Source organism: Pseudomonas abyssi, assembly GCF_002307495.1.
Classification (GTDB): Bacteria; Pseudomonadota; Gammaproteobacteria; order Pseudomonadales; family Pseudomonadaceae; genus Halopseudomonas; species Halopseudomonas abyssi.
Genome location: NZ_NTMR01000003.1, coordinates 1 through 24,721, shown reverse-complemented (window position 1 = coordinate 24,721; position 24,721 = coordinate 1). Strand labels below are relative to the sequence as shown.

At 61.4% G+C, this 24,721-nt stretch carries 19 protein-coding genes; 7 read left to right on the top strand and 12 right to left on the bottom strand.

Annotation, left to right across the window (positions count from 1 at the left end; translation table 11 throughout):
• Position 1: 1 nt before the first annotated feature.
• From CNQ84_RS02600 to CNQ84_RS02580, 5 genes are all read right to left on the bottom strand, one after another.
• Positions 2 to 1,060 (bottom strand): M48 family metallopeptidase, encoded by a 1,059-nt coding sequence (locus CNQ84_RS02600; protein WP_165771207.1) that lies wholly within the window; start codon positions 1,058 to 1,060, stop codon positions 2 to 4.
• Complete coding sequence (locus CNQ84_RS02595) at positions 1,038 to 2,327, bottom strand: YjgN family protein (protein WP_165771206.1); 1,290 nt, start codon at positions 2,325 to 2,327, stop codon at positions 1,038 to 1,040. The genes CNQ84_RS02600 and CNQ84_RS02595 overlap by 23 nt, the downstream gene beginning before the upstream one ends.
• A 120-nt stretch (positions 2,328 to 2,447) precedes the next feature.
• Positions 2,448 to 3,185 carry a substrate-binding periplasmic protein gene (locus CNQ84_RS02590; RefSeq protein WP_096003371.1) on the bottom strand — a complete coding sequence of 246 codons (738 nt, stop codon included), beginning with the start codon at positions 3,183 to 3,185 and terminating at the stop codon, positions 2,448 to 2,450.
• A 134-nt stretch (positions 3,186 to 3,319) separates the two neighbouring features.
• Positions 3,320 to 4,573, bottom strand: a complete 1,254-nt coding sequence (gene glyA / locus CNQ84_RS02585; RefSeq protein WP_083725374.1) for a serine hydroxymethyltransferase — start codon at positions 4,571 to 4,573, stop codon at positions 3,320 to 3,322.
• A 124-nt stretch (positions 4,574 to 4,697) separates the two neighbouring features.
• Positions 4,698 to 8,501, bottom strand: a complete 3,804-nt coding sequence (locus tag CNQ84_RS02580) for an EAL domain-containing protein (protein WP_096003370.1) — start codon at positions 8,499 to 8,501, stop codon at positions 4,698 to 4,700.
• A gap of 367 nt (positions 8,502 to 8,868) precedes the next feature.
• Between CNQ84_RS02580 and ettA the strand changes: the two genes are divergently transcribed.
• From ettA to CNQ84_RS02565, 3 genes are all read left to right on the top strand, one after another.
• Positions 8,869 to 10,560 carry an energy-dependent translational throttle protein EttA gene (gene ettA / locus CNQ84_RS02575; RefSeq protein WP_096003369.1) on the top strand — a complete coding sequence of 564 codons (1,692 nt, stop codon included), beginning with the start codon at positions 8,869 to 8,871 and terminating at the stop codon, positions 10,558 to 10,560.
• A 161-nt stretch (positions 10,561 to 10,721) separates the two neighbouring features.
• Positions 10,722 to 12,059: an NADP-specific glutamate dehydrogenase gene (gene gdhA, locus CNQ84_RS02570; RefSeq protein ID WP_096003368.1), complete on the top strand. Its 1,338-nt coding sequence runs from the start codon at positions 10,722 to 10,724 to the stop codon at positions 12,057 to 12,059.
• 172 nt (positions 12,060 to 12,231) lie between these two features.
• Positions 12,232 to 12,588: a PilZ domain-containing protein gene (locus CNQ84_RS02565; RefSeq protein WP_096003367.1), complete on the top strand. Its 357-nt coding sequence runs from the start codon at positions 12,232 to 12,234 to the stop codon at positions 12,586 to 12,588.
• Between the two features lie 191 nt (positions 12,589 to 12,779).
• Here the strand turns inward: CNQ84_RS02565 and radA are convergent, their stop codons facing one another.
• Entirely contained in the window at positions 12,780 to 14,150 is a 1,371-nt protein-coding gene (radA, locus tag CNQ84_RS02560) for a DNA repair protein RadA (RefSeq protein ID WP_096003366.1), read from the bottom strand.
• A gap of 143 nt (positions 14,151 to 14,293) precedes the next feature.
• Between radA and CNQ84_RS02555 the strand changes: the two genes are divergently transcribed.
• From CNQ84_RS02555 to CNQ84_RS02540, 4 genes are all read left to right on the top strand, one after another.
• Positions 14,294 to 15,061 carry an EAL domain-containing protein gene (locus CNQ84_RS02555; RefSeq protein ID WP_217350047.1) on the top strand — a complete coding sequence of 256 codons (768 nt, stop codon included), beginning with the start codon at positions 14,294 to 14,296 and terminating at the stop codon, positions 15,059 to 15,061.
• Entirely contained in the window at positions 15,058 to 16,512 is a 1,455-nt protein-coding gene (gene pap, locus CNQ84_RS02550; RefSeq protein ID WP_096003364.1) for a polyphosphate:AMP phosphotransferase, read from the top strand. The genes CNQ84_RS02555 and pap overlap by 4 nt, the downstream gene beginning before the upstream one ends.
• Positions 16,513 to 16,599: 87 nt before the next feature.
• Positions 16,600 to 17,010, top strand: coding sequence for a large-conductance mechanosensitive channel protein MscL (gene mscL / locus CNQ84_RS02545; RefSeq protein WP_096003363.1), 411 nt, complete (start codon positions 16,600 to 16,602; stop codon positions 17,008 to 17,010).
• A 75-nt stretch (positions 17,011 to 17,085) separates the two neighbouring features.
• Positions 17,086 to 18,210 carry a methyltransferase gene (locus CNQ84_RS02540; RefSeq protein ID WP_096003362.1) on the top strand — a complete coding sequence of 375 codons (1,125 nt, stop codon included), beginning with the start codon at positions 17,086 to 17,088 and terminating at the stop codon, positions 18,208 to 18,210.
• A gap of 3 nt (positions 18,211 to 18,213) precedes the next feature.
• Here CNQ84_RS02540 and CNQ84_RS02535 read toward each other — a convergent pair whose 3' ends face one another.
• From CNQ84_RS02535 to CNQ84_RS02510, 6 genes are all read right to left on the bottom strand, one after another.
• Positions 18,214 to 18,351 carry a DUF2256 domain-containing protein gene (locus tag CNQ84_RS02535; protein WP_096003361.1) on the bottom strand — a complete coding sequence of 46 codons (138 nt, stop codon included), beginning with the start codon at positions 18,349 to 18,351 and terminating at the stop codon, positions 18,214 to 18,216.
• Positions 18,348 to 19,892, bottom strand: a complete 1,545-nt coding sequence (locus CNQ84_RS02530) for a cryptochrome/photolyase family protein (protein WP_096003360.1) — start codon at positions 19,890 to 19,892, stop codon at positions 18,348 to 18,350. The genes CNQ84_RS02535 and CNQ84_RS02530 overlap by 4 nt, the downstream gene beginning before the upstream one ends.
• On the bottom strand, positions 19,889 to 20,203 hold the full coding sequence (locus tag CNQ84_RS02525; protein ID WP_096003359.1) for a DUF6482 family protein: 315 nt from the start codon (positions 20,201 to 20,203) through the stop codon (positions 19,889 to 19,891). Before CNQ84_RS02525 ends, CNQ84_RS02530 begins: the two co-directional genes overlap by 4 nt.
• Before the next feature lie 71 nt (positions 20,204 to 20,274).
• Positions 20,275 to 20,775: a TIGR00645 family protein gene (locus tag CNQ84_RS02520; protein ID WP_096003358.1), complete on the bottom strand. Its 501-nt coding sequence runs from the start codon at positions 20,773 to 20,775 to the stop codon at positions 20,275 to 20,277.
• 383 nt (positions 20,776 to 21,158) lie between these two features.
• Positions 21,159 to 23,582 (bottom strand): Lon protease family protein, encoded by a 2,424-nt coding sequence (locus tag CNQ84_RS02515; protein ID WP_096003357.1) that lies wholly within the window; start codon positions 23,580 to 23,582, stop codon positions 21,159 to 21,161.
• Between the two features lie 134 nt (positions 23,583 to 23,716).
• Complete coding sequence (locus tag CNQ84_RS02510) at positions 23,717 to 24,619, bottom strand: uroporphyrinogen-III synthase (RefSeq protein WP_217350046.1); 903 nt, start codon at positions 24,617 to 24,619, stop codon at positions 23,717 to 23,719.
• Positions 24,620 to 24,721 lie beyond the last annotated feature (102 nt).

The window sequence follows — 24,721 nt, the reverse complement described above, 5'->3', positions numbered from 1 at the left end:
CCTACTGGGCCGCCTGAAAGCGCTCAATCCGCTCAGGCGTCGGCGGGTGGGTCGACAGGAAGCGAGCCACTGAATCCTCGTCATCGCCCTCGCCCGGCGGATCCAGCCGCTGCATGATATCGACAAAGCGCGTCGGCGGAATCTGCCGGGCACGCAACATATCCAGCGCAAAGTCGTCTGCTTCCTCTTCCATACCGCGCCGATAGGCCAGGGTTGCCATCAAGGCCGGCACACCCGCCACCAGATCAGAAGCAGCCGAGATATCACCGGTCATCGAGGCCATGACAAACACCAGCAATGAGCCCTGCACCAGATTGCGCATGCCATGGCGGTGGACCGCGTGGCCCGCTTCGTGCGCCAGCACTGCTACCAGCTCATCATCGTGCTGCGCCAGCTCTACCATCTCGTCGGTGAAGACCAGATGACCGCCCGGCAAGGCAAAGGCATTGGCGCCCAACGCCGGCGCCGAACGAAAATGCACCTTCAGGGTACGCTCAGGATACTGCTCGGTAAGCCATTGCAGGCTCGGTTGCATATGGGCTAGCAGCGCCTGCTGCCTAGCCTCGGTCAGCTCGCTTGGATCAGCCCAGGTACGGTCAATGGCATCCAGCGCTTCACTGCCGGCCAGCTCCTCCAGCGACTCAGGCAGCATGTGGGCGATTCGATCCGATGCCCAAGGCACACCCCAGACCACACCGCCCACCATCAACGCCACCGTCACCAGCAAGGACAGCACAATCAGCCGAGGGCTGATCTCCAGCCGATGCAACCACAGCGTACCAGAGGTTGAAGAGCGCAGCGCCCGGACCAGTGCCTGCACGCCCGCCACATCGGTCGACTCCAGCACAGCGCCATCAGCCAGATGCAGATAGCAACCAGCGCTGCCAACCTGCATACCAAGACGCACCTGATCAGCTGCAAACTGCAGACGCTCGCCGCTTTCCAGACGCAATTCCAGCTGACCCGCATCGACACGGGCCTCGGCAGCACGCGCCTGACTGGACTGGCCGTCGAAGTAGCGGCCAGTCACAGGCCCATCAGCCAAAGCCGAAGCCGACATCAAAGGCGTCCCCCAGCTCCATGCCGACGGCACCGGCGTGCTGCGCCTCACCGGCGATAAAGCCATCCAGATCGCCAGCCACTTCCATCTCGGAACAGGACGCGCGATAACGCGCCATGCGCACCTTCGCCCAGGGAGTGAAGAAGCCCATGGTCAGCAGAATCAGCAGGGAGTTGGTGAAGAAAATCCAGACTATCCGACGCTTGCCCAGACTGGAGGCAAAGCCGTGGTCCTCCAGCTTGATGCTGTCGATCACCAGGTTGGTCAGCCCTGCCATGAAGTAACCAAACAGGGCCAGGTAAGCCGCCATGACAAAAACGGCCATGATCGGCTGATACACCAGCGACAGCACACCACCGACAAGGAGCAGCCCGACAAACACGCCCAGCATCTTGAGAAAGAACACATACACCTGCCCGACACTCAGGTTCAACGCAAAGGCGCTACGACCGTATCGCGCACCCTCGGTAAGAAACTGGTGCCAGCGCTGCACGGCCAGCGGCAATAGCAGGCCCAGCGTAAGGAGACCCGCCAGCGGCCACAGATAAACCACCTTGACCGCCTGCCAGTAGGTGCCGACAAAATCGAAGCGAATATTGCGGTAGGCGCTGTTGATCGCATGAAATTTGAGCGAACGAGTAATGATCCAGGGCACCAGCGGGATAAAGATCACCAGCAGCGCCATGGCCGCAATCGGAAAGAAGTTGGAGGCAATTGACCAGACAATAAAGGCTGCCACCGCCACCAGCCGCCCGCGAAAGATCACCCAGGGGTCGGCCAGATACTGAAAGCTCTGTTTCTCGAGCACGGTGTGGCCATAGAAATACTGCAGGTTACGCACCTTGGCCCAGGGGGCGTAAAAGCCCAGCGTCACCACCATCAGCAAGATATTGACGATCCAGATACCAAAGTACTCGCTGCCATTGCCGGTAAACTGGAATGGCGCCATACGCCGCTGCGGCATGCCGGACGCTGGCTGTGGCTGCTGAATTGGCGTCGTCGGCGGCGCCGGTGGTAGCGGCGGCGCTGATGACGTAGCACCGACAGGCAACACTTCGGTAATCAGACCGGCGTCTGCCAGGCGTTGCTGGTAGCGCTCGGCCATGGCCTGCGACAGGCCGGATTTGATCGTGACTGGCGTGCCGTTAAGCAGCCGGTCGAGTTGCTTGCTGCCAAACCCCAGGCGCAGCAGATTGTCGCGCAGCTGCTGTTCGTCAATAGCGGAGTCCCGCTCGCCCTTGCAACGTACCTTGAAAGTGTCTTGCATCGCAGACCGTCCCTTGCCGTTAATCATCCTGTCCGGGTAACACCAATCGATGGCCGGACGGGGCGGCCATTCAACCAAGCCGCGCGATCAGGCGCAAGCTTACCGAGGCCTATATGTCGACTATTGCCGCGTCACATCCATATCAACTCCCTCATCGACCAGCGCGTCGAAGGCTTGATCCAGCCGATTCAGCAGCACCCGGGCATCGGCTCGCTGGCGCGACACAAACAAACGCATAGCCGGCTGATCAACCGCGACATGCGGAAGCGCCTGCATACCCAGCGTGTTCAGTGCGGCGGCCACCTGACCGCGGTAATCCAGCAAATAATCTCCGCGCCCACGCAGCAACATGCGAATGGCGCCGGTATGCGAGCTGCTTGAACGCGTCTGCAGCGCCAGCCGAGGGTCCTGTAAGGTGCGCGAAACAGGCAGACTATAGCTGTAGTTGGTGATCAGGATCAGCGTGCGTCCACGCAAGCTCTCCGGCCAGTTGGGCGTCGCCTCATCAGGGCGGTAGTAAAGATTGATCGGCAAGGCGCCAAAGCTGGAGTGACTCTGCAGCGTATAAGCCTCCAGGTCCACCTGGTTGTTCAGCCCCAGCCACAGATCCAGCTCGCCGGACATCAGCCCGAGGCGAACCCGGGCCACAGGCAGCAGCCGAATCTCGCTGGCATAGCCGGCACGCTCCAGCAAACGCCGAATCACGCGCACCGCGTGGCCGTCGGCACGCTGGTCAGCATCGTATTCGGCATAGTCGGGGTACGGCAGCATAGCCACACGCAGGGGCGCGTGCGGTTCTGCCCAAGCGTACGGCAGCCAGCACAGCGCAAGCAAAAACATCATTGCCAGACACTTCATGGCCAGTCTCTTGTTGTTACACCGGCATCCATCAGCGCACGGCGGTTTTGCCAGCATATAACCAAATGCCCCATTTTGAGACATAAAAAAACCCACGATCAAGATCGTGGGTTTTTACTAGAGCCTGTGTAGGTTCAGGCGCCGTAAACCGGCAGGCGAGCACAGATGGCCTTGACCTGCTCACGTACGCGATCAACCACGGACTCGTCGCCCATGTTGTCGAGAATATCGCAGATCCAGCCCGCCAGCGCTTCGCAGTCGGCCTCAACAAAGCCGCGCGTGGTTACCGCAGGGGTGCCGATACGCAGACCGGACGTCACGAACGGAGAGCGCGGGTCATTCGGCACGCTGTTCTTGTTGACGGTGATGTAGGCGCGACCCAGAGCAGCGTCGGCGTCCTTACCGGTGATGTCCTGCTTGATCAGCGACAGCAGGAACAGGTGGTTCTGAGTGCCGCCGGACACCACGTCAAAGCCGCGTTCAACAAATACCTTGGCCATGGTCTGTGCGTTCTTGACCACCTGCTGCTGGTAGGTCTTGAACTCGGGCTGCAGTGCTTCCTTGAAGCAGATCGCCTTGGCCGCAATCACGTGCTCCAGCGGGCCACCCTGGGCGCCCGGGAACACAGCGGAGTTCAGTTTCTTTTCGATCTCTTCATTGGCGCGCGCCAGGATCAGGCCACCACGCGGGCCACGCAGGGTCTTGTGGGTGGTGGTGGTGACGACGTCCGCAAAGGGCACCGGGTTCGGGTAGACACCGGCGGCAACCAGACCAGCAACGTGGGCCATGTCAACGAACAGGTAAGCACCTACCTTGTCAGCAATGGCGCGGAAACGGGCAAAATCCAGCACCTGGGAATAGGCACTGAAACCGGCAACGATCATCTTCGGCTTGTGTTCGACCGCCAGACGCTCGACTTCGTCGTAGTCGATCAGGCCCTGGTCGTTGATGCCGTACTGCACGGCGTTATACAGCTTACCCGAGGACGACACGGAAGCACCGTGGGTCAGGTGGCCACCGTGCGCCAGGCTCATGCCCAGAATGGTGTCACCCGCCTGCAGCAGCGCCAGGTAAACGGCCGCATTGGCTTGCGAACCGGCATGCGGCTGCACGTTAGCGTAGTCGGCGCCGAACAGCTCCTTGGCACGGTCAATGGCCAGCTGTTCCACAACATCAACATGCTCGCAGCCACCGTAGTAGCGCTTGCCCGGGTAGCCCTCGGCGTACTTGTTGGTCAGTACCGAGCCCTGAGCCTGCATGACTGCCGGGCTGGTGTAGTTCTCCGAGGCAATCAGTTCAATGTGCTCTTCCTGACGCACGGCTTCCTGCTCCATGGCAGCCCAGAGATCAGCATCGAAAGTGGCAATATCGTTGGAACGGCTAAACATGTAACGGCCCCCTGCTAGGTCGTTCGGATGAAAAAGAGGCGGCATTTTAACGCAAGCCCCGCCTGCTGGCACTTGAAAAGCGCTCAGCTGCCAACAAATTACGCTCAACCGGCGGCGTAGACAGTCAGCGGGCCTGCTGCAACCAGCGCTGGCGAAACTCGTCTGGGCTTACCGGCCGCCCCAGATGGTAGCCCTGTACCTCATCACAGCCAAACTGGCCGATCAACGCGAATTGTTCAGCGGTTTCTACCCCCTCTGCCAACACCCGCAAATCCAGGCTGCGGCCCATGGCAACAATCGCTTCGGCCAGCCGCGCATCCCTGCTGCCCGGATGCATGCTGTGGATAAAGCCGCGGTCAATCTTCAAGGTGTCGATCGGGAAGTCGCGCAGATAGTTGAGCGCCGAGTAGCCGGTACCAAAGTCGTCGATCGCGATGTGCATACCCTTGCGCTTGAGCGCCTCCAGCGTCTGCATGGTGGCGTCGATGTTACGCAGCAGGATACTTTCGGTCAGTTCCAGTTCCAGTAACGACGGTGCCAGCCCGTGACGCTCGAGAATGGTGACGATCTGACTGGCCAGCTCACCATCATCGAACTGCATCGACGACAGGTTGACCGCCAGACGCGGCAGGTGCAGCCCTTCAGCCTGCCAGGCAGCCGTCTGCCGGGCCGCTTCCTCCAACACCCACTCGCCCAGCGTACCAATCAGCCCCAGTTCCTCAGCGATGGGTACAAACTCCGCCGGCGACACCCGGCCTCGCTGGGGATGCTGCCAGCGCAGCAGCGCCTCGGCGCCGGTCAGCCGGCCATCGGCACAACTGAACTGGGGTTGATACGCCAGCTCGAATGCCTGCTCCTGGACGGCACGGCGCAGGTCGTTTTCCAGCGCCAGCCGCTCCAGCGCGCGGGCGTTCATGTCGCTCTGGTAGAACTGGAAGGTGTCCTTGCCGGAAGCCTTGGCATGGTACATCGCGGTGTCTGCATTCTTCAGCAGGATGCTGCTCTGCTCACCGTCTTGCGGATAGAAGGCAATGCCGATACTGGCACTGACAAAGAAGTCCCGTCCCTGCAGGACAAAGGCCGGCGCCAATGCTCGCAGGACCTTTTCGCCCACATGCATGGCGGCCGAGAGCGCCACTTCGCGGTCCGCCAGACCGGTCAGCAGCAGCGTGAATTCATCACCCCCCATGCGAGCGACGGTATCGCTTTCACGCACACAGCCACGCAGGCGATGAGCTACGTCGATCAGCACCTGGTCACCGGCAGCATGGCCGAGACTGTCGTTGATCGGTTTGAACCTGTCCAGATCCAGAAACAGCACTGCCACCCACTCGTCACGTCGCGCGGCCAGCTGCAAGGCGGCCTGCAGCCGGTCCTGAAACAGGGTGCGGTTGGCCAGCCCGGTCAGCACGTCGTAGTAAGCCAGGCTTTCAATACGCGCCTCGGTTGCCTTGCGCTCGCTAATGTCGACAAAAAAGCAGACATAGCTGACCAGGTCACCGTCGTTGTCATGTACCGCGGAGATACCCGCCCAGGTCGGGAAGCCCTCACCGTTGCTGCGTTGCTGCCAGAGCTCCCCTTCCCAGCGACCCTCGCTGTGCAAGGTACGGAGAATCTCGGCGTAAAACGCCGACTCATGCTGCTGACCGACCAGCATCGCAGGCAACTGATCAATAACCTGTTCCGCCGAGTACCCGGTGATTCGGCTAAAGTTTTCATTAACCTGCGCAATGTACCCCGCCGGGTCCGTCACAACGATAGCGCCGGTGGTGTTCTCGAATACCGTTGCCGCCATGCGCAGGCGGTTCTCGGTACGCCGCTGCTCACTGATGTCCCGCGCCAGGCCAAGCAAGCCCAAAAAGCGGCCCTGCGCGCTCCACATCAGCGACACACGCACCTCCAACGGGCACTTCAGGCCGTCCGCCTTGATGCAATCAAAGGTGATCTGGCGGTGATAGCCCTGACGCCGCAGGACCTGGATACGCTCCGGCGCGTGTACCTGCTCGCGCAGCTCGGCCCGAATGGACGCCATGAAGTTGTCAAAGCGCTCATCGGCCAGCACCTCGCGGGACGCCGGACTGAGCATAAAGGCAGGGCTGTAGCCCAGCAGGCGCTTCACTGACGGACTGATGTAGTCCGGTTTGAAGTCGCTGTCGGTGGACCAGACGATATCGGCAATATTTTCCGTCAGCAGGCGGTAACGGGCTTCGGAGCGCTGAATGACCTCACTGGCCAACGTCTGCTGGTGAATATCCCGGACAAAACCGATGACCTGCTGCACGCGGCCGTCAGGCGCGCGCTTGAACACCTTGGAACTGATACTGAACCAACGCCAGCCAAGATCCCGGTGGCGCCAGCGCACCTTCCACTCCAGCATCTGGCCATCACCCATCACCTGCTGCAGGCGACGATTGAAAGCCATGTATTCCCGGTCATCCGGATGCAGCAGCAGATTGCGGTAGTCAGCCCCCATTTTTGCTTCTTCTTCGCTGCTGTAGCCCAGCATGCTGGCCAGCGTACGGTTACTGAAGACAAAGTCGCCGGTGCCCATCCATTTGGTGTCACGAATATAGATAAGGTCTGGCAAGGCACGCACCACCCCCGCCCAGAACTCGCGGCTTTGGCGCAGCACCAGCTCGGCCGAGCGCCGCTGGCTGAGGTCGGTGATGCTGAGGGTAACGGCGTGCAGGCAATCCACATCAGCTGGCAGCCGCATGACCATCCAGACATAGGCAGTACTGCCATCGGGGGCGCGCAACGGGGTTTCCACGTCGAAGCGTTCATCGCCGTTGACCAACGCCAGCACCAGTTGATAGCGCGCTCCACCGGGCCGCAATCGACTCTGGCCACGCAGCAGCGTCTGCAACGCATCAATGCTCGGCAAGTGCAGCAGGTCCAAAGCGACCTGGTTGGCTTCCACCACCCGGACCTCGTCCAACAGCTGCCCATGGCGTTGCGGGTTGGCTTCCAACCAGGCGTCCAGTTGTTCGACATTGAATATGCCCTCGCGCAGCAGCATCTGTTTGAGCGCGACCAGGTCGATCACGCACAGGGCCATATCCACATTCTGAAAGACATCCTGATAACGCCGCTCGGTATCGAGCATGCTGCGCAGCGATTGATCCTGGCGCTGCTGCAGCTGACGGGTGGTACGCGACTGCCGCCCCAACAACCACAAGGCACTCATCAGCACCAGCAGGCAAATCGACAGCAGCCCGATCTTGCCCAGCAACACGGGCGCCATCAGGTGGGCGTAATAATCCGGCTCGACCAGACCGCGCACCTGCCACAAGGTGCCGCTGACCGGCGCGCTGAAGGCCACCTGCGAGCGCTCCTGAGCGGTCACGGCCGTGTTACCCAGATAGGACGCGCGTTCCTGTTGCTGGCGCACCAGCACCCGGGCTCGTCCGGTGTCTTCGAGCAGCCAGATGTACCCCTGACCGGTACGCGAGGCCACCAGTGAGGAGAGCACACGCTCGTCCATGCTCAAGATCCAGAAGCGCCCCGGCTCCTGACTGGCCAGCGTCCAGAACAGACGATTACGCTCGGCGCTGGAGTCAAGTCCAAAGGTCTCGCCACCCAACTGCAAGCGGCGGGCGGTTTGCACCCACGGCTCGCGAACATCGCGAGGCAGCCGGTCCAGATGCACCAGATGAACACCGTGTACGCCAGGCAGCAGTTGCTGCACCGCCTGCAGGCGCGTATTGGCAGAGCGCGAATCAAGGGCATCAAGGAGAAAGATCAGGGCATTGGAGCTGGTCGCCAGGTTCAGCGCCAGTTGATCGGCAATCAGCCAGACCGACTCCTCGACCAGCACCTGGTGCTGACGCTGCAGCCCCTGGTAGTCCGTGCGCGTCTGCCAGGCCAGCAGCGCCATCAGCAGCAGCGCCGCCACCGCAAACATCACCACGCCGAGGTGGGTAGGCATGACAGCGTCAGAGCCCTTTACCCGTGCAGGCGGCAACCTGTTTTTTTTGTTGTTATCCAAGTTAGTCACTTTTCCGGTCGCAATCGATCAGCCTGCTGCACGTTGCAGACAGGCTCTGAGCGGGGTTCAGGGTTTGCCCTGAAACGCCAGTTGGGCTAGCCTTGCCAGCACCTTTCTTCTTGCACCATTTACCTTTATTTCTAAAATCTGGTGAGCCACTGCTCGCCCTCCCCGAAAGCTAACTTTTGGAAAGGTTAGTAACGCACACTAGCCAGCAAACCGAAATAATTACTCTCTTGATCCGCCTCTGTCGCGCGCAAAACCGCCTGGAGGCCTTATATTCTCCGACTTACAGGTATCTCAAAAGATGGCAAAAGGTGACAAACACGGACAAACAGGTTCTTACGTTTATAGCATGCACCGGGTCGGGAAAGTCGTCCCCCCGAAGCGTCAGATTCTCAAGGACATTTCATTGTCCTTCTTCCCGGGCGCCAAGATCGGCGTACTAGGCCTCAACGGCGCAGGTAAATCCACCCTGCTGCGCATCATGGCCGGTGTCGACACCGAAATCGAGGGCGAAGCTCGCCCCATGCCCGGCATCAAGGTCGGTTACCTGCCGCAGGAGCCGCAGCTGGACGACAGCAAGACCGTGCGCGACATTGTTGAAGAAGCCGTCAGCGAGATCAAGAACGCCCAGGCCCGCCTGGACGAAGTCTATGCCGCCTATGCCGAGCCCGATGCTGATTTCGATGCACTGGCCGCCGAGCAGGGCAAGCTGGAAGCCATTTTGCAAGCCGCCGACGGTCACAACCTGGAGCGCCAGCTGGAAGTGGCCGCCGACGCCCTGCGCCTGCCGGCCTGGGATGCCAAGATCGAACATCTGTCCGGTGGTGAAAAGCGCCGTGTAGCCCTGTGCCGCCTGCTGCTGTCGGCCCCCGACATGCTGCTGCTGGACGAACCGACCAACCACCTGGACGCCGACTCCGTCGCCTGGCTGGAGCAGTTCCTGCACGACTTCCCCGGCACCGTGGTGGCCATTACCCACGACCGTTACTTCCTCGACAACGTCGCCGGCTGGATTCTCGAGCTGGATCGCGGCCAGGGCATCCCGTTCGAAGGCAACTACTCCCAGTGGCTGGAATCCAAGGCCGCTCGTCTGGCCTCCGAAGCCAAGCAGGAAGCCTCCCACGCCAAGGCCATGAAGGCCGAGCTGGAGTGGGTACGCCAGGGTGCCAAGGGCCGTCAGGCCAAGTCCAAGGCCCGTCTGCAACGCTTTGAAGAACTGCAATCGCAGGAATTCCAGAAGCGCAGCGAGACCAACGAAATCTACATTCCCGCCGGCCCGCGTCTGGGTGACAAGGTCATCGAGTTCAATGGCGTGACCAAGGGCTTTGGCGATCGCGTACTGATCGACAACCTGTCATTCGCCGTACCCAAGGGTGCGATTGTCGGCGTGATCGGTGGTAACGGCGCCGGTAAATCGACCCTGTTCCGCATGATCACCGGCAAAGAGCAACCCGACAGCGGCACCATCGACATTGGTGAAACCGTGCAGATCGCCAGCGTCGACCAGAGCCGCGACAACCTGGACGGCAACAAGACCGTGTGGGAGCAGGTATCCGACGGCTTCGACCAGATCAAGGTCGGCAACTACGAGATGCCATCACGTGGCTACGTGGGCCGCTTCAACTTCAAGGGCTCCGACCAGCAGAAGTTCGTCAAGGACCTGTCCGGTGGTGAGCGCGGCCGTCTGCACCTGGCCCTGACCCTCAAGCAAGGCGCTAACGTACTGCTGCTCGACGAACCGTCCAACGACTTGGACGTTGAAACCCTGCGCGCACTGGAAGAAGCCCTGCTGGACTTCCCGGGCGCAGCCATCGTGATCTCGCACGATCGCTGGTTCCTCGACCGTATCGCCACCCACATCCTCGCGTACGAGGACGACTCGCAGGTAACCTTCTTCGAAGGCAACTACACCGAGTACGAAGCGGACCGCAAGAAGCGCCTGGGTGATGCAGCCGCGCAGCCGCACCGCGTGCGTTACAAAAAGCTGGCCTGAGACTGCTGAGTGTCAGCGGCTCGCCTGAGCCGCCGACATGGCGCACCAAAAACAAACACAATTACACAACATAATTTTCCGCGCGCACCATTCCTGTGCGCGCAGTGCTCTGGTAGGTTTACACTTTTCCGCCCTGAACGTATAAAAAAGTGACCCCAGACATGACTCCGACCCTGGCTGCCTGCCTGACCGAACTGAAGCTCCGCGATCCCTACCAGCCAGAATTCCATCAAGCGGCCGAAGAGGTGCTGAGCACCCTGTGGCCCTTCCTGGAAGCCAACCCCAAGTACCTGCGTGCCGGTATCATCGAGCGCCTGATCGAGCCTGAGCGGGTGATCCAGTTTCGCGTCTGCTGGGTCGATGACCAGGGCGTGGTCCAGGTCAACCGCGGCTATCGCGTACAGATGAACAGCGCTATCGGCCCGTACAAGGGCGGCCTGCGCTTCCACCCGTCGGTCAACCTCGGGGTCCTCAAGTTCCTCGCCTTTGAACAGGTATTCAAGAATGCGCTGACCAGCCTGCCGCTGGGCGGTGGCAAGGGCGGCTCGGACTTTGACCCCAAGGGCAAAAGCGACGGCGAGATCATGCGTTTTTGTCAGGCCTTTATGACCGAATTGTCGCGCCATATTGGTGCAGACCTGGATATCCCCGCCGGCGATATCGGTGTTGGCGCCCGTGAAATTGGCTACCTGTATGGCCAATACAAGCGCCTGCGCAACGAATTTACCTCTGTGCTGACCGGCAAAGGCATTGCCTACGGCGGCAGCCTGATCCGCCCGGAAGCCACCGGCTATGGCTGCGTCTATTTTGCCGAGCAAATGCTCAAGCAACGCGACCAGCAGATAGAAGGCAAGCGTGTGGCGATTTCCGGCTCGGGCAATGTCGCCCAGTACGCAGCGCAGAAAGTGCTGGAACTCGGCGGCAGGGTCATCTCCGTGTCCGACTCCGGCGGCACCCTGTACTACCCGGACGGCATGACGCTGGAGCAATGGGATGCGCTGATGACCCTGAAGAACGAGCAGCGTGGCCGCCTCGACGCCCTGCACGGTGACCGCTGCGAGTTTATCGCTGGCCAGCGCCCCTGGCATCTGCCCTGCGACATCGCGCTACCCTGCGCCACCCAGAACGAGCTGGACGCCGACGACGCGCGCAGCTTGATCGACAACGGCTGCATTGCCGTGGCCGAAGGGGCCAACATGCCCAGCACACTGGAAGCCGTTGACCTGCTGCAGGAACACCGCGTGCTGTTTGCGCCGGGCAAGGCAGCCAATGCGGGCGGTGTCGCGGTCAGCGGCCTGGAGATGAGCCAGAACGCCATGCGCCTGCATTGGAGTGCGGGCGAGGTAGACGAGAAGCTGCATGGCATCATGCAGTCGATCCATGCCGCGTGCGAGCACTACGGCAAGGACGAGGACGGTCATATCGACTACGTTCGCGGCGCCAATATTGCCGGTTTCGTCAAAGTGGCCGACGCCATGCTGGCACAGGGTGTGGTCTGAAAAAGCAGCTATAGTAAGGAAAGCACAAACCAATTCCGCACGCCCTCCGGACGGGCTCAAGCAGGCCAACACAACACGTCCGCTGCCTGCTTGAGCGGCCTGCCTGGCCGCCAGGTCGCATGTGGACTTGATCCGCGCTTTCGAATAGCCGTCCCAGTGACAGGAGCCGACCATGCACGATGATCGCCGCCGCTTCAGCCGCGTCCCCTTCGACGGGCATACCTTGCTGCAGCAGGATGACTGGTGCATTACCGTGCAACTGGTGGATGTTTCTCTGCGCGGCCTATTGCTGCTGGAACCCGATGGATGGGATGCGCAGCGCGCTCGCGCCCCCTTCATCGCCCTCATCGAGCTGGCCGGCGCCAACCAGATTCGCATGGAGGTCACCCTCGCCCACGCCGAGGAAGGCCTATTGGGGTTCGAATGCCAACACATCGATCTCGACTCCATCAGCCACCTGCGCCGCCTCATCGCCCTCAACCTGGGTGATGAGGCACTGCTGGAGCGTGAGTTGGGGGCGTTGCTGTAGGCGGCGGCGAGCGCCGCAGCTGCAAGCCTCAAGCCTCAAGCCTCAAGCCTCAAGCCTCAACAAGCTGAGAGAGCCTCTGCCCCAGCGACTAGCCCCGGGCGCTTTTCCTCCAGCTTTTCGCTTGCAGCTTGTAGCTTGTAGCTTGTAGCTGTAGCTTGCAGCTTGCAGCTGTAGCAGCGGCTAGGCCGCTGCTACTCGAATATCGCCGCCAACGCCTGATCCAATCGGGTCACCGCGATGACCTGCATCCCCTTGGGTGACTCCTTAGGCGCATTGGCCTTGGGCACGATGGCGCGGGTGAAGCCGTGCTTGGCGGCTTCCTTGAGGCGCTCCTGGCCGCTGGGTACCGGGCGAATTTCGCCCGAGAGGCCCAACTCGCCGAACACCATCAAATCCATCGGCAGAGGCCGGTTGCGCAGGCTGGACATCACCGCCGCCAGCAACGCCAAGTCAACGGCAGTCTCCAGCACCTTCACTCCGCCCACCACGTTGACGAACACATCCTGGTCGTAGGTCGCCACGCCACCGTGGCGGTGCAACACCGCCAGCAGCATGGCCAGTCGGTTCTGATCCAGGCCAAGGGTCACCCGCCGCGGATTGCCCAAATGGCTGGTATCGACCAGCGCCTGCACTTCCACCAGCATGGGGCGTGAGCCCTCCCAGGTGGCCATCACCACGCTACCCGGAATCGGCGCGTCATAGCGTGACAGGAAAATCGCCGAGGGGTTGGCGACCTCCTTCAGACCCTTGTCGGTCATGGCAAACACGCCCAGCTCGTTGACCGCACCAAAGCGGTTCTTCACGGCGCGCAGCATGCGGTAGCGACCATCAGCCTCGCCTTCGAAATACAGCACGGTATCGACCATGTGCTCCAGTACCCGCGGACCCGCCAGCGAACCCTCCTTGGTCACATGCCCGACCAGAAAGATCGCCGTACCGCTTTGCTTGGCATAGCGCACCAACAGCGCGGCACTTTCACGCACCTGAGCCACGCCGCCCGGGGCAGACTGCAGCTGCTCGGTAAAAATGGTTTGAATCGAGTCCACCACCATGACTTTGGGCTGCTCATGCCGCGCAGTCGCGACAATGCTTTCGATGCAGGTCTCGGTCATCACCTTCAGCTTGTCCTCCGGCAACCCGAGCCTGCGGGCACGCATGGCGACTTGCTGCTGCGACTCTTCACCGGTGACATACAGTGCTGGCATGCTCTGGGCCAGACGGCACAGGGTCTGCAGCAAGATGGTGGACTTGCCGATCCCGGGATCACCGCCAATCAGCACCACAGAACCGCCTACCAAACCACCGCCCAGCACCCGGTCCAGCTCCGAGGAGCCGCTGGCCTGACGCGGCGTTTCTTCGGTGGTTACTTCGGCCAGGGTCTTGATCTGCGCCTGCTGGCCGGTCCAGTTGCTTGAACGTGACGAACTACCGCCCGTTGGCGTGGTGTCCACCACGGTCTCAACCATCGAGTTCCAGGCCTGGCACTCTGGGCATTGCCCTGCCCACTTGGAAAACGTCGCACCGCACTCGGTGCAACCGTATACGCGTTTTTGTTTGGCCATATCGGTCTCAACATGCTTTGCTTGCATCGTGCCATACTGGCAACCTAAGGTCTGTCGCCAATTCGGGCGGCAACGTAACACTGCGCACTGTCGCCCATAAAGACTGACAAGAGGCAGCGAGTCAGTCGTAAGGATCCGATACCATGACGAGCGAATCCCCATCCCCGCCACCCTGCCGTGCGTGCACAGAGCGCCCCGCTCTGCCCTTTGAATTCAGCATGGCCTTTCAGCCGATTGTCGATGTGCGCAACCGCAGCCTGTTTGCCTGCGAAGCGTTGGTGCGCGGCACCGACGGCAGCGGCGCCGCCGCCATTCTGGCACAGGTGACCGACGACAACCGGTATCAATTTGACCAGGCCTGCCGAGTTAAGGCCGTCGAGCTGGCCGCTCGCCTGCAGTTATCCTGCTACGTCAGCATTAACTTTCTGCCCAACGCCGTCTACGAGCCGGCGACCTGTATCCGCGCCACACTGGAAGCTGCCAAGCGCTACAACTTCCCGCCGGAGCGCCTGCTGTTCGAGGTAACGGAGGGAGAGCAGGTCGCCGATCACGATCATCTCAAGAGCATTCTCGGCGAATACACCCGCCGGGGTTTCAAGACCGCCATCGACGACTTTGGCGCTGGGTACTCGGGTCTGAACCTGCTGGCCGAATTTCAGCCCGATATCATCAAGCTGGATATGGCGCTGCTGCGCAACATTGACCGCGATCCGGTTCGTCAGGCCATCGTGCGCGGCATTCTCGGCGTCTGTCAGGCGCTCAGTATCGAGGTCATTGCCGAGGGCGTCGAGACCGTCGCCGAGCTGACCTTCCTGCGCGACATAGGCGTCTACCTTTTCCAAGGTTACCTGCTGGCCCGCCCGGCCTACGAGCAAATCCCTGAGGTTGACTGGTCAAAGGTGCCCGCATGAGCGACAAGGACCACCACCGCAAACGCAAGGCAGAACGCGAGGCCCTGCGCGAAGAGCTGCTCGAGGCCCAGTTCGAGCTGCGCACCCTGCAGCATGGCTCGGTACTGCTGCTGATCAGCGGTAACGACTTTGCCGGCAAGGCCGAGATTATTCACAGCTTTTACGAATGGCTCGACAACCGCTACCTCAACACCCGTGCCTTTGCCCTGCCCAAAGGGGTGGAGCGCCGCATGCCGAGGCTCTGGCGCTACTGGCGCACCCTGCCGCCAACGGGCGAGCTGGGTTTCTACCTCGGCTCCTGGTACCACCAGCCACTGATGCGCCTGAGCCGCGGCCAGATGAGCATTCCTCGCTTTACCGCCCAGATGCAGCAAGTTCTGCGCTTTGAGCGCCTGCTCAACGACGAGGGCATCATTCTGGTCAAGATCTGGCTGCACCTGACCGATGACCAGCAGGGCAAGCACCAGCGCATCGACCCGGCCCTGCTGAAGCAGACCGTCGCCATGCGCGAGTGGGGCGATTTCAGCGCGGCCGATTACGAGAAGGTACGCGAAGGTGCCCGGCTGATGACCGAGCTGACCTCCACCCAAGGCGCGCCCTGGATTCGCGTGCCCGCAGCAGACCCACACGAACGCGACCAGCGCATTGGCCAGATCGTGCTCGAGGCCATGCGCCAGCGCCTGGCCTGCGAGCCGGCACCACGGCCGGTCTATGGCTGGCAGCCAGCCCAGCGCGACTATCTGGGCCAGCTGGACTACAGCCTGGCGCTGGACAAAGATGACTACCAAGCGCAGCTGGAAACCTGGCAGGCGCGACTGCGCGAGCTGATCCAGCATCCACGCTTTGCTCGTCGCTCGCTGCTGCTGGTCTTTGAAGGCAGCGACGCGGCCGGTAAAGGCGGCACTATCCGACGCATCACGCAGTGCCTGGACCCACGGATTCTGCGCGTGCACGGCACCAGCGCACCTACCGACGAAGAACGCCGCATGCCCTATCTCTGGCGCTTCTGGCGACGCATTCCGGCACCGGGCAACGTGGTGGTCTTCGACCGCAGCTACTACGGCAGGGTACTGGTCGAGCGGGTCGAAGGCTTCTGCGAAGCCCCCGATTGGCAACGAGCCTATGGCGAAATCAATGATTTCGAGCAGCAACTGAGCGATAGCGGCACCCTGGTGATCAAGTTCTGGCTGGCGATTACCGAAGAGGAGCAACTGAAGCGCTTCAAGGCCCGCGAGGAGTCCCCGGTCAAGCGCTACAAGTTGACCGAGGAAGACTGGCGCAATCGCGAGCGCTGGCCCGACTACGCGCAGGCGATGAACGACATGGTCGAACACTGCTCCACGCGCCAAGCCCCCTGGCACCTGATTCCAGCAGAGAACAAACGCTACGCGCGCATTCAGGCGCTGCGCATCGTCTGCGAGACCCTGACTGATGCACTGAAAGAGCACTGAGCGCGCGACATATAACGCTTGGTATGAACGCCGGCAGCTGGCTATGATCAAGGCACGCCAACGGGGCGTCAGACAAGGACTACAAGCATGAAGCTGCTGAGCGAATTCAAGACCTTTGCAATGCGCGGCAATGTCGTCGACATGGCCGTGGGTATCATCATCGGCGCCGCCTTTGGCAAGGTCGTCTCCTCTTTCGTCAACAACATCGTGATGCCGCCACTGGGCGTGCTGATCGGTGGCGTCAACTTCAACGAGCTGTCGATCGTGCTCAAGGAAGCCGAAGGAGAAGCCGCTGAAGTCGCCATTGGCTACGGCCTGTTCATTCAAAGCGTGGTGGACTTCATCATCATCGCTGCCGCCATCTTTGTTGCCGTACGTGTGATGAACAGCCTGAAGAAAAAGGAAGAGGCAGCGCCCGCCGCCCCGCCAGCGCCGTCGAAGGAAGAAGTACTGCTGAGCGAGATTCGCGACCTGCTGAAAGACCAGAAACAAGCCTGAGGGCCGCCACCCGGAGCGGGGCACCGCCCCCGCTCGATGCTATACTGCCGCCCCCGTTCAACGCACTGGCCCGCCATGCTCTCCTGCACCACGCCCTACGGCACGCTGCAATTGCAGCGCTACCCCGCCTCCCGCAATGCCGCGCTTCAAGCCTTCGATACTGCTGACCTGTATCTGCTGCAACGGGTACAGCAAGAGCCGGAAAGCGACCAGCCGCTACTGGTGATCAACGACGGCTTTGGCGCACTGGCCTGCGCGTTGGCGGCGGCAGGCAAGACCGTGCACAGCTGGGGTGACTCCTGGATGAGTTGGCGAGCGCTGCAGAGCAACCTGGCGGCGAACGGACTGGGCAGCGACGCCGTGCGTTTTTTTAACAGTACCGAGACACCCACAGCTCGCTATCAGCAGGTATTGCTGCGTATCCCCAAGAGCCTGAGTCTGCTGCAGGACCAGCTGCAACGACTGCGTCCGCTGCTGGCTGACCGGGCGCTGCTGCTGGCAGGCAGCATGATCAAGCACCTGCCGCCCAGCGCCGGAGACCTGCTGGCTGCGCACATCGGCCCCTACCAGGCTTCGCTCGGCTGGAAAAAGGCTCGCCTGTTGCAGTGCCAATACGACCCATCCCTGCAGCCTGGCATCCGCGACCTGACCAGCCATTACCCGCTGGAGGGCACAGACCTGCAGCTGCGCAACCGCCCCGGCGTGTTCTCCCGCGAGAAGCTGGATATCGGCACCCGCGTGTTGCTGCCCTGTATTCCTGCCGACCTGGGCGAAGCCCGGGTGGTTGATCTGGGTTGCGGCAATGGCGCGCTCGGCTTGCTGGCTGCCCAGCGCAATCCGCACATACAACTCACCTTTATCGACGAGTCCTGGGCGGCGGTGGCCTCGGCGCGCGACAACTTTGCCGAGGCCTTTCCCGGACGCAGCGCTCACTTTGTCGTCGGCGATGGCCTGAGCGAGGCCACAACGAACAGCGCAGACCTGATCCTCTGCAACCCGCCCTTCCACCAGCAACAGGTGGTCGGCGACCAAATCGCCCGACGGCTGTTTCGCCAGAGCCACCACGCGCTCGCCCCGGGCGGCCGGCTGCTGGTGGTAGGCAACCGCCATCTGGGCTATCACCAGACGCTCAAGCGCTACTTTGACACCATAGAGCAAGTGGCAGCGGCGCCCAAATTCATCGTGCTGGCCGCCAGCTGAGCATCAATTGCGGCGCGTTCGTCGGCAGCGTTCCGAGCAGTATCGCACCTCATCCCAGCACAAAGCCCACTTGCGCCGCCAGCTGAAGGGGCGGCCACAGACCGCGCAGACCTTCTGTGGCAAGTCGCCCTTGCGCCTCATAACGCCTCGCCCGCGTCCAGCCGCGCCAGCAGGTGCTCACCCCAGTCCCACAACGCCTGCTGCTTCGCCTCTGGCATGCGCTGCAGATTGCGGTACACCAGCCCCATGCGCGGGTTACCGCGCAGTTGCTCACGGTGGCGCATGATGAAATGCCAGTACAACGCATTGAACGGGCACGCCTTGGCCCCGGTCTGCTCGCTGACCTTGTAGCGACAGCCCGTGCAATAGTCGGACATGCGCTTGATATATTGGCCGCTGGCACAATAGGGCTTGGAGCCAAGAAACCCGCCGTCAGCGTGCATCACCATGCCCAGCGTATTGGGCAGCTCTACCCAGTCAAAGGCGTCCATATAAACCGCCAGATACCAATCACAGATCTGCGTGGGTTCAACCCCCGCCAGCAGGGCAAAATTGCCCGTCACCATCAGCCGCTGAATATGGTGAGCGTAGGCATGTTCGAGGGTCTGACCGATGGCCTGCTGCATGCAGCGCATGCGGGTCTGGCCGGTCCAGTAGAACTCGGGCAAGGCGCGCTGGTTGCCAAAGGCGTTACGCTCGGCATACTCCGGCATCATCAGCCAGTAGATGCCCCGCACATACTCTCGCCACCCCAGAATCTGGCGAATAAAGCCTTCCGCTGCGTTCAACGGAATGGCCCCGGCCTGCCAATCCGCCTGGACGTCCAGACAGACGCGCCTTGGGTCCAGCAACCCAATGTTCATGGCCGCGGCAATGCGGGCGTGGAACAACCAGTGCTCATCAGTCGCCATGGCGTCCTGATAATCACCGAAGCAGGCCAGTGCGTGCTGACGAAAATGCTGCCACAGGGCATCCGCGTCTGCATGCGTCACCGGGTAGTCGAAACCGTCCAGCCGGCCGTAGTGGCCGCCAAAGTGTTTACGCACCAGCCCCTCGACGTCACGGGTTATGCGGTCTGCTGGAAAATGCGCCTGCGCCGGCGCTCTGGTACCACGCGGCAGCGCTTTGCGGTTATCCGCATCAAAATTCCAGGCACCACCCTCCGGCTCGCCATCAGGCGTCATCAACAGGCCGCTTTCTCGGCGCATCTCGCGGTAGAAATACTCCATGCGTAGTTGCTTGCGCCCATGAGCCCAGCGAGCAAAGCGCTCCTTGCTGCAGAAGAAGCGCGTATCAGCACGCAATTCAAGCTCGGGCCAGTCGGACTGACGCTGACAAAAGCGCTCCAGCAACCGCCACTCCCCCGGCTCGGTCAACAGGATGCTATCTGGCTTGTATCGCTCACGGGCACGCGCCAGCTCACCGTGCAGGCTACCGGTGTTAGCGGGGTCATCCAGGGTGATGTAATCAACGGTAAAACCCTGCTCGCGCAGATACCCGGCGAAGTGGCGCATGGCCGAGAGGATAAACAGGATTTTCTGCGGATGATGGGGGACGTAGCGCCCTTCTTCGGCCGCTTCGACCAACAGAATGCAATCGCGCTGCGGATCGGCGTCACGCAGGCTGCTGATCTCCGGGTCCAGTTGATCACCCAGCAGCAGCACCAGGCGGCGCACACTCACGGCCGGAGTGGCAAACGCAGCCGCATCGCCCCCTGAGCTGCCGCCGGGCTCAAGGGATCGCCGGCGCACGCCTCATCGGCAACATTCAGGTGTACCAGATCAATGCTCGGCCAGGCCAATTCCTTGAGCGCCCGTCGCGCATCGACCAGCGAGCGGAAGTGCCGCGGCTTTGCCACACCCTCGTCGCACAGCAGCGCGGTATGACCGTCGATGCGGGCCTCAACCAAATACAGGCTGCCTTCCTGAGACAGCAGCGATAAACGCTGCAGCTGGCCCTCACGCGCGGCGCTATGCAGTTCTTCCAGGGTCATGGCTATGCCTCCAAAAACCTATACAGAGACTATACACCACGATCAAAAAAGCAACAAAATTATACAGACAATCAGTCGTAACTCTTGTCTTTGGCTAGCTTGTCCAGCAGGCCCATGGCAAAAGCCGACACAACAAAGGTCAGGTGAATCACGACGTACCACATCAGCTTGTCGTTATCGATGTTGGTCGCGTTCATGAATACCTTCAGCAGGTGGATCGAAGAGATGGCAACGATGGACGCTGCCACCTTCATTTTCAGCGAACCGGAGTCCATCTTGCCCAGCCAGCTGAGTTTCTCCTTACCTTCGTCGATATCTAGCTGGGACACAAAGTTCTCGTAGCCGGAGATCATGACCATGACCAGCAAGCCACCGACCAATGCCATGTCCACCAGCGAGAGCACAACCAGAATCAGGTCAGCCTCGGCGGTTTCAAGCAGGTGCGGCGCCAGATGAATGAGCTCCTGGAAGAACTTGACCGCCAGGGCCAGCAACGCGAATGACAGGCCAAAGTAGATGGGCGCCAGAATCCAGCGCGCCGAATACATCATGTTTTCCAGTAAACGTTCCATAAACAATAGTGCCTCGTGTAGATAACTCATGGTCAGAACAGTTGTGCACAGTATCTGTGGATAAGTCTGTGTGCAGTGGTCTGATAAACCGCCCTGTGCCTTATAAACTCGGCGACTTCGGCAAACAGTGTGTTTTTTGCACAACGGTTACAGCAGCCGCGCCTTTTACTCTTCGCAGGCTTGCAGCCCAGCCCATATGCCGCCTCTGGCTTGACCGCAAGCCAATCAAAACTCAGATGAACAAGCCCGCGTCAAGCTACAAATGCGCCCACGCGACGCCCCGTCGCAGCAGCGCGGCGCAGCCAAAGCTGTGGATAACCCTGTAGACAGAACCCCGTGAACCGCACCAGAGCAGGTGCGGCGCGAGACATAGTGGCCTTTTGTCACTTACCCTCAGCGTCGGCCTGTTCCCCGTCTTCATCCTCTTCGCGATCCCGCTCGGCGATTTCGGCCAACCGCGCGACCACCAGGGCGTTGATGCTGCCCTCGGTAAAGTCACCCTCGGCGTTCAACTCACCGGCCGGCGCACCCGCCAGCAATGCCAGCGCCTGATCAACGCAGGACACGGCATACACGGCGAACTCACCAGCACGCACCGCCTGCAATACCTCTTCATCCAGCATCAGGTTAGGCACGTTGGAGCGCGGAATGATAACCCCTTGCTCCCCGGTCAGGCCACGGGCCTGGCACAAGCGGAAGAAGCCCTCGATCTTCTCGTTAACGCCTCCCACCGCCTGCACCTCGCCGAACTGATTGATCGAGCCGGTAATGGCAAAGCACTGTTTGAGTGGCGTGCGAGAGAGCGCGGAGATCAGGGTGCAGACTTCACCCAGCGAGGCGCTGTCGCCATCCACGTAGCCGTAGGACTGCTCCAGCGCAATGCTGGCGGAGATCTCCAGCGGGTATTTCTGCGCATAGCGGCTACCCAGAAAACCGGTGAGAATCATCACCCCCTTGGAGTGAATCGGCTGGCCGAGGTTGACCTCGCGTTCAATGTCCACAATACCGCTGCCGCCCGGATACACGGTGGCGCTGATACGCGCTGGCAAGCCAAACACCGAGTCGCCAACTTCCAGTACCGTCAGGCCGTTGCATTTGCCAACGGCTGCACCGTCGGTGTCGATCAGGATCACGCCGGACACCATGTCCTCACGAATACGCGCACTGACCCGGCCGGTACGCGTTTCCTTGGCCCGCAGGGCGCGCTCGATGTGCGCGGTATCGGTCAAAGGGTCACCGGCCAGCTGGCGCAGAAAGTCAGCCTCAGCGACCAGCTGGAAAATGTCACTGATACGCGCCGACAGCCGCGCCTGGTGCTCGGCCAGCCGGGTACTGTAGGTCAGTACTCGCGCCACAGCCGCGGCGCTGAGCGGTGCCAGCCCCTCCTCCGAGGTACGCGTCTTGAGCAACTGCGCCATGCCCTCGACACTGTCGGGTGTGCGCGGCAGGTCCTCGTCAAAGTCGACCAGCACGCGAAACATCTCCTGAAAATCCGGATCCAGGTCCTGCAGGGCGTAATAGACCTGCCGTGAGCCGATGATCACGACCTTAAGGTTCAGCGGCAGCACCTGTGGCGTCAGAGTGACCGTCGCCAGACGCCCCATGTCCGCCCAGGGGGACTCCATTTTCAGCTGCCGTGAGTGCAGCGCACGCTTGAGCGCATCCCAGACAAAGGGCTCACTCAGCAGCTTCTCCGCTTCAAGCAGCAGATAGCCACCGTTGGCCCGATGCAGGGCACCGGAGCGGATGTGGCGATAGCTGGTGACCAACGCGCCCTGCTCCGGCGAGTATTCGATCCGGCCAAACAGGTTGTCGTAGGACGGGTGCGGCTCGTGCACCACGGGCGCACCGCCGTTGGTCGCATGGCCAACGATCAGGCTGGGGCAGTACTGCTCGGTCAGCAGCTGCTTCTTGTAGGCGTCCGGCCGGCTCTCCAGCGCGCGCTCCTCAACCAGCTGATCAATCACCGTCTTGAGCAGGTTCTGACGCATTGCCTGCAGGTAGTCGCACACCGCCTGGTTGCCGCTATAGGCTTCCAGCAGCGGCTCCAGCAGTGGCTGCAGCGCGTCGGTGATGGTTTCCTCGTTCAGCTCACGCAACTGGTTGCTGGATTCGCGCTTCCACTGCGGCAGGCTGGAGAGCTCCTCGTTGAGGTTTTCTTCCAGCGCAGAGATGTCTGCATGAAAGCGGTCGCGCTCCTCTTCGGGCAACTGGGCAAACTCGGCTTCATCCAGCGCCTTACCTTCTTTCATCGGCGTAAAGGCGATGTTCTGCGCGTCGCGGTAGAGCGCGATGCTCTTTTCCAGCGCCAGCCGCTCGACCGCATCCAACGCCCGGTCGTAGCGCTGATTGAAGGCGCGGTCGATGGCGTTTTTCTTCTGCTGATAGGACGGGTGCTCAAAGGCCGCAGGAAAAGTCGCCAGCAGGTTGTCGATCAGCGTTTCGATGGTTTCGATCAGCTGTCCGGCGGAGCCTGGCGTCAAGCTGATCACCCAAGGCTCGCGCGGCTCGTCGAAGTTGTTGACGTAGACGCAGTCCTGCGGCGTGATCTGACGCTTGGCCTCGGCCTGCAGATAGCGTTTGACGTAGGAGAAACGACCAGTGCCCGGCTCGCCCATAACAAAGACGTTATAACCGGGCCGGCTCATTGCGACGCCAAACTGCAGCGCCTCAACGGCCCGCTCTTGGCCAAGAATGCCGCGGAAGGGTTCCAGATCGTCGGTGGTGGCAAAGCCAAGATTATCGAGGTCGATGGGGGCGGTGAGCTGTTCGGGGTTAAGGCGCAGTGCGGCGGGTTCGGTGGTCATCCAGCGTCCTTGGTGCTATGGCGTGAGCAAAACCGCATTGTTGCCCCAGCATCTGCGCGTGACAAGAGCCAGGGCGTATTGCCGCTGGATTCGCACCCTTTTTGCCGCCCGCCTTGCCGGAGGCACAGGGCGATTCAACGCGTGCCCAGCACCTTCACCAGCTCACGCACCAGTGGCTTCATAAAGAAACTACTCTCGGGCATCAAATCTACCTGCACGCCACATGCAGTCAGCTCGTCGGCCACCACCGGCCCAACGGCAGCCACCTTGATGCGGCCCAGCGCCGACAGCAGCGCTGCCTCACCCTGCTCCCGCCGCTTGGCAATCTGCAGCAGGCGGCGCACCTGGGTGGCGCTGGTGAAGGCGATGGCATCTACCTCGGTCGCCAACAGCGCATCAATCAGCGCGTCGACCTGTGCATCCTCCACATCATCAGCATAAATGTAGGGTGCTACGGTGCTGACCTCGGCACCGGCGCCGACAAGAAACTCCACCAGCCGACGGTTTGGATCAGTGCCGTAGAGTTGCACGCCGATACGCTGACCGCGCAGATTCTCGTCCTTGAGGGTCTCGATCACGCCTTCAGTGGTCGGCGACACCGCAACCTGGTCTGCCTTGAGACCCACCTTGCGCAGCGCAGCGCCCGGCTTGGGGCCGCGAGTCAGCTTGGGAATGCCTTCCAGAGCGGCAATAAAGTCTGCCTGCAGGCTGCCACCCTGACGCTCGGCCAGCGCCAGCATGCGTCGCAAGCCCTCGCCCGTCAGCAGAATCAAACGGTCAAACGGTTGGCTGATCAGCGTATGCATCCAGGCCAGCACTGGCGCCGGGTCAGGCGCGTCATGGATCGCCACCAGCGGACAGCGCAGCACACCCGCACCACGCTTGATCAGCATGTCGGCAAACAGGTCGAGTTCACGACTCTCGGGCAGCGCAATACGGCGGCCGGAGAGGGGCAGGTCTTCAGAGGTCATGGCAGCATCTTCACGGTCAGAGTTCATCGCGGCATTGTGCGCAGGGCCGCGATGAATGAAAAGCATGATGTACATCCACCATCGTCGGCAAGCGATGGGCCATGCCTGCGCGAACGCCGGCGTAGCACCCGACGGCCACAGCATGCTGTGGCCCTTGTATGTTGACTG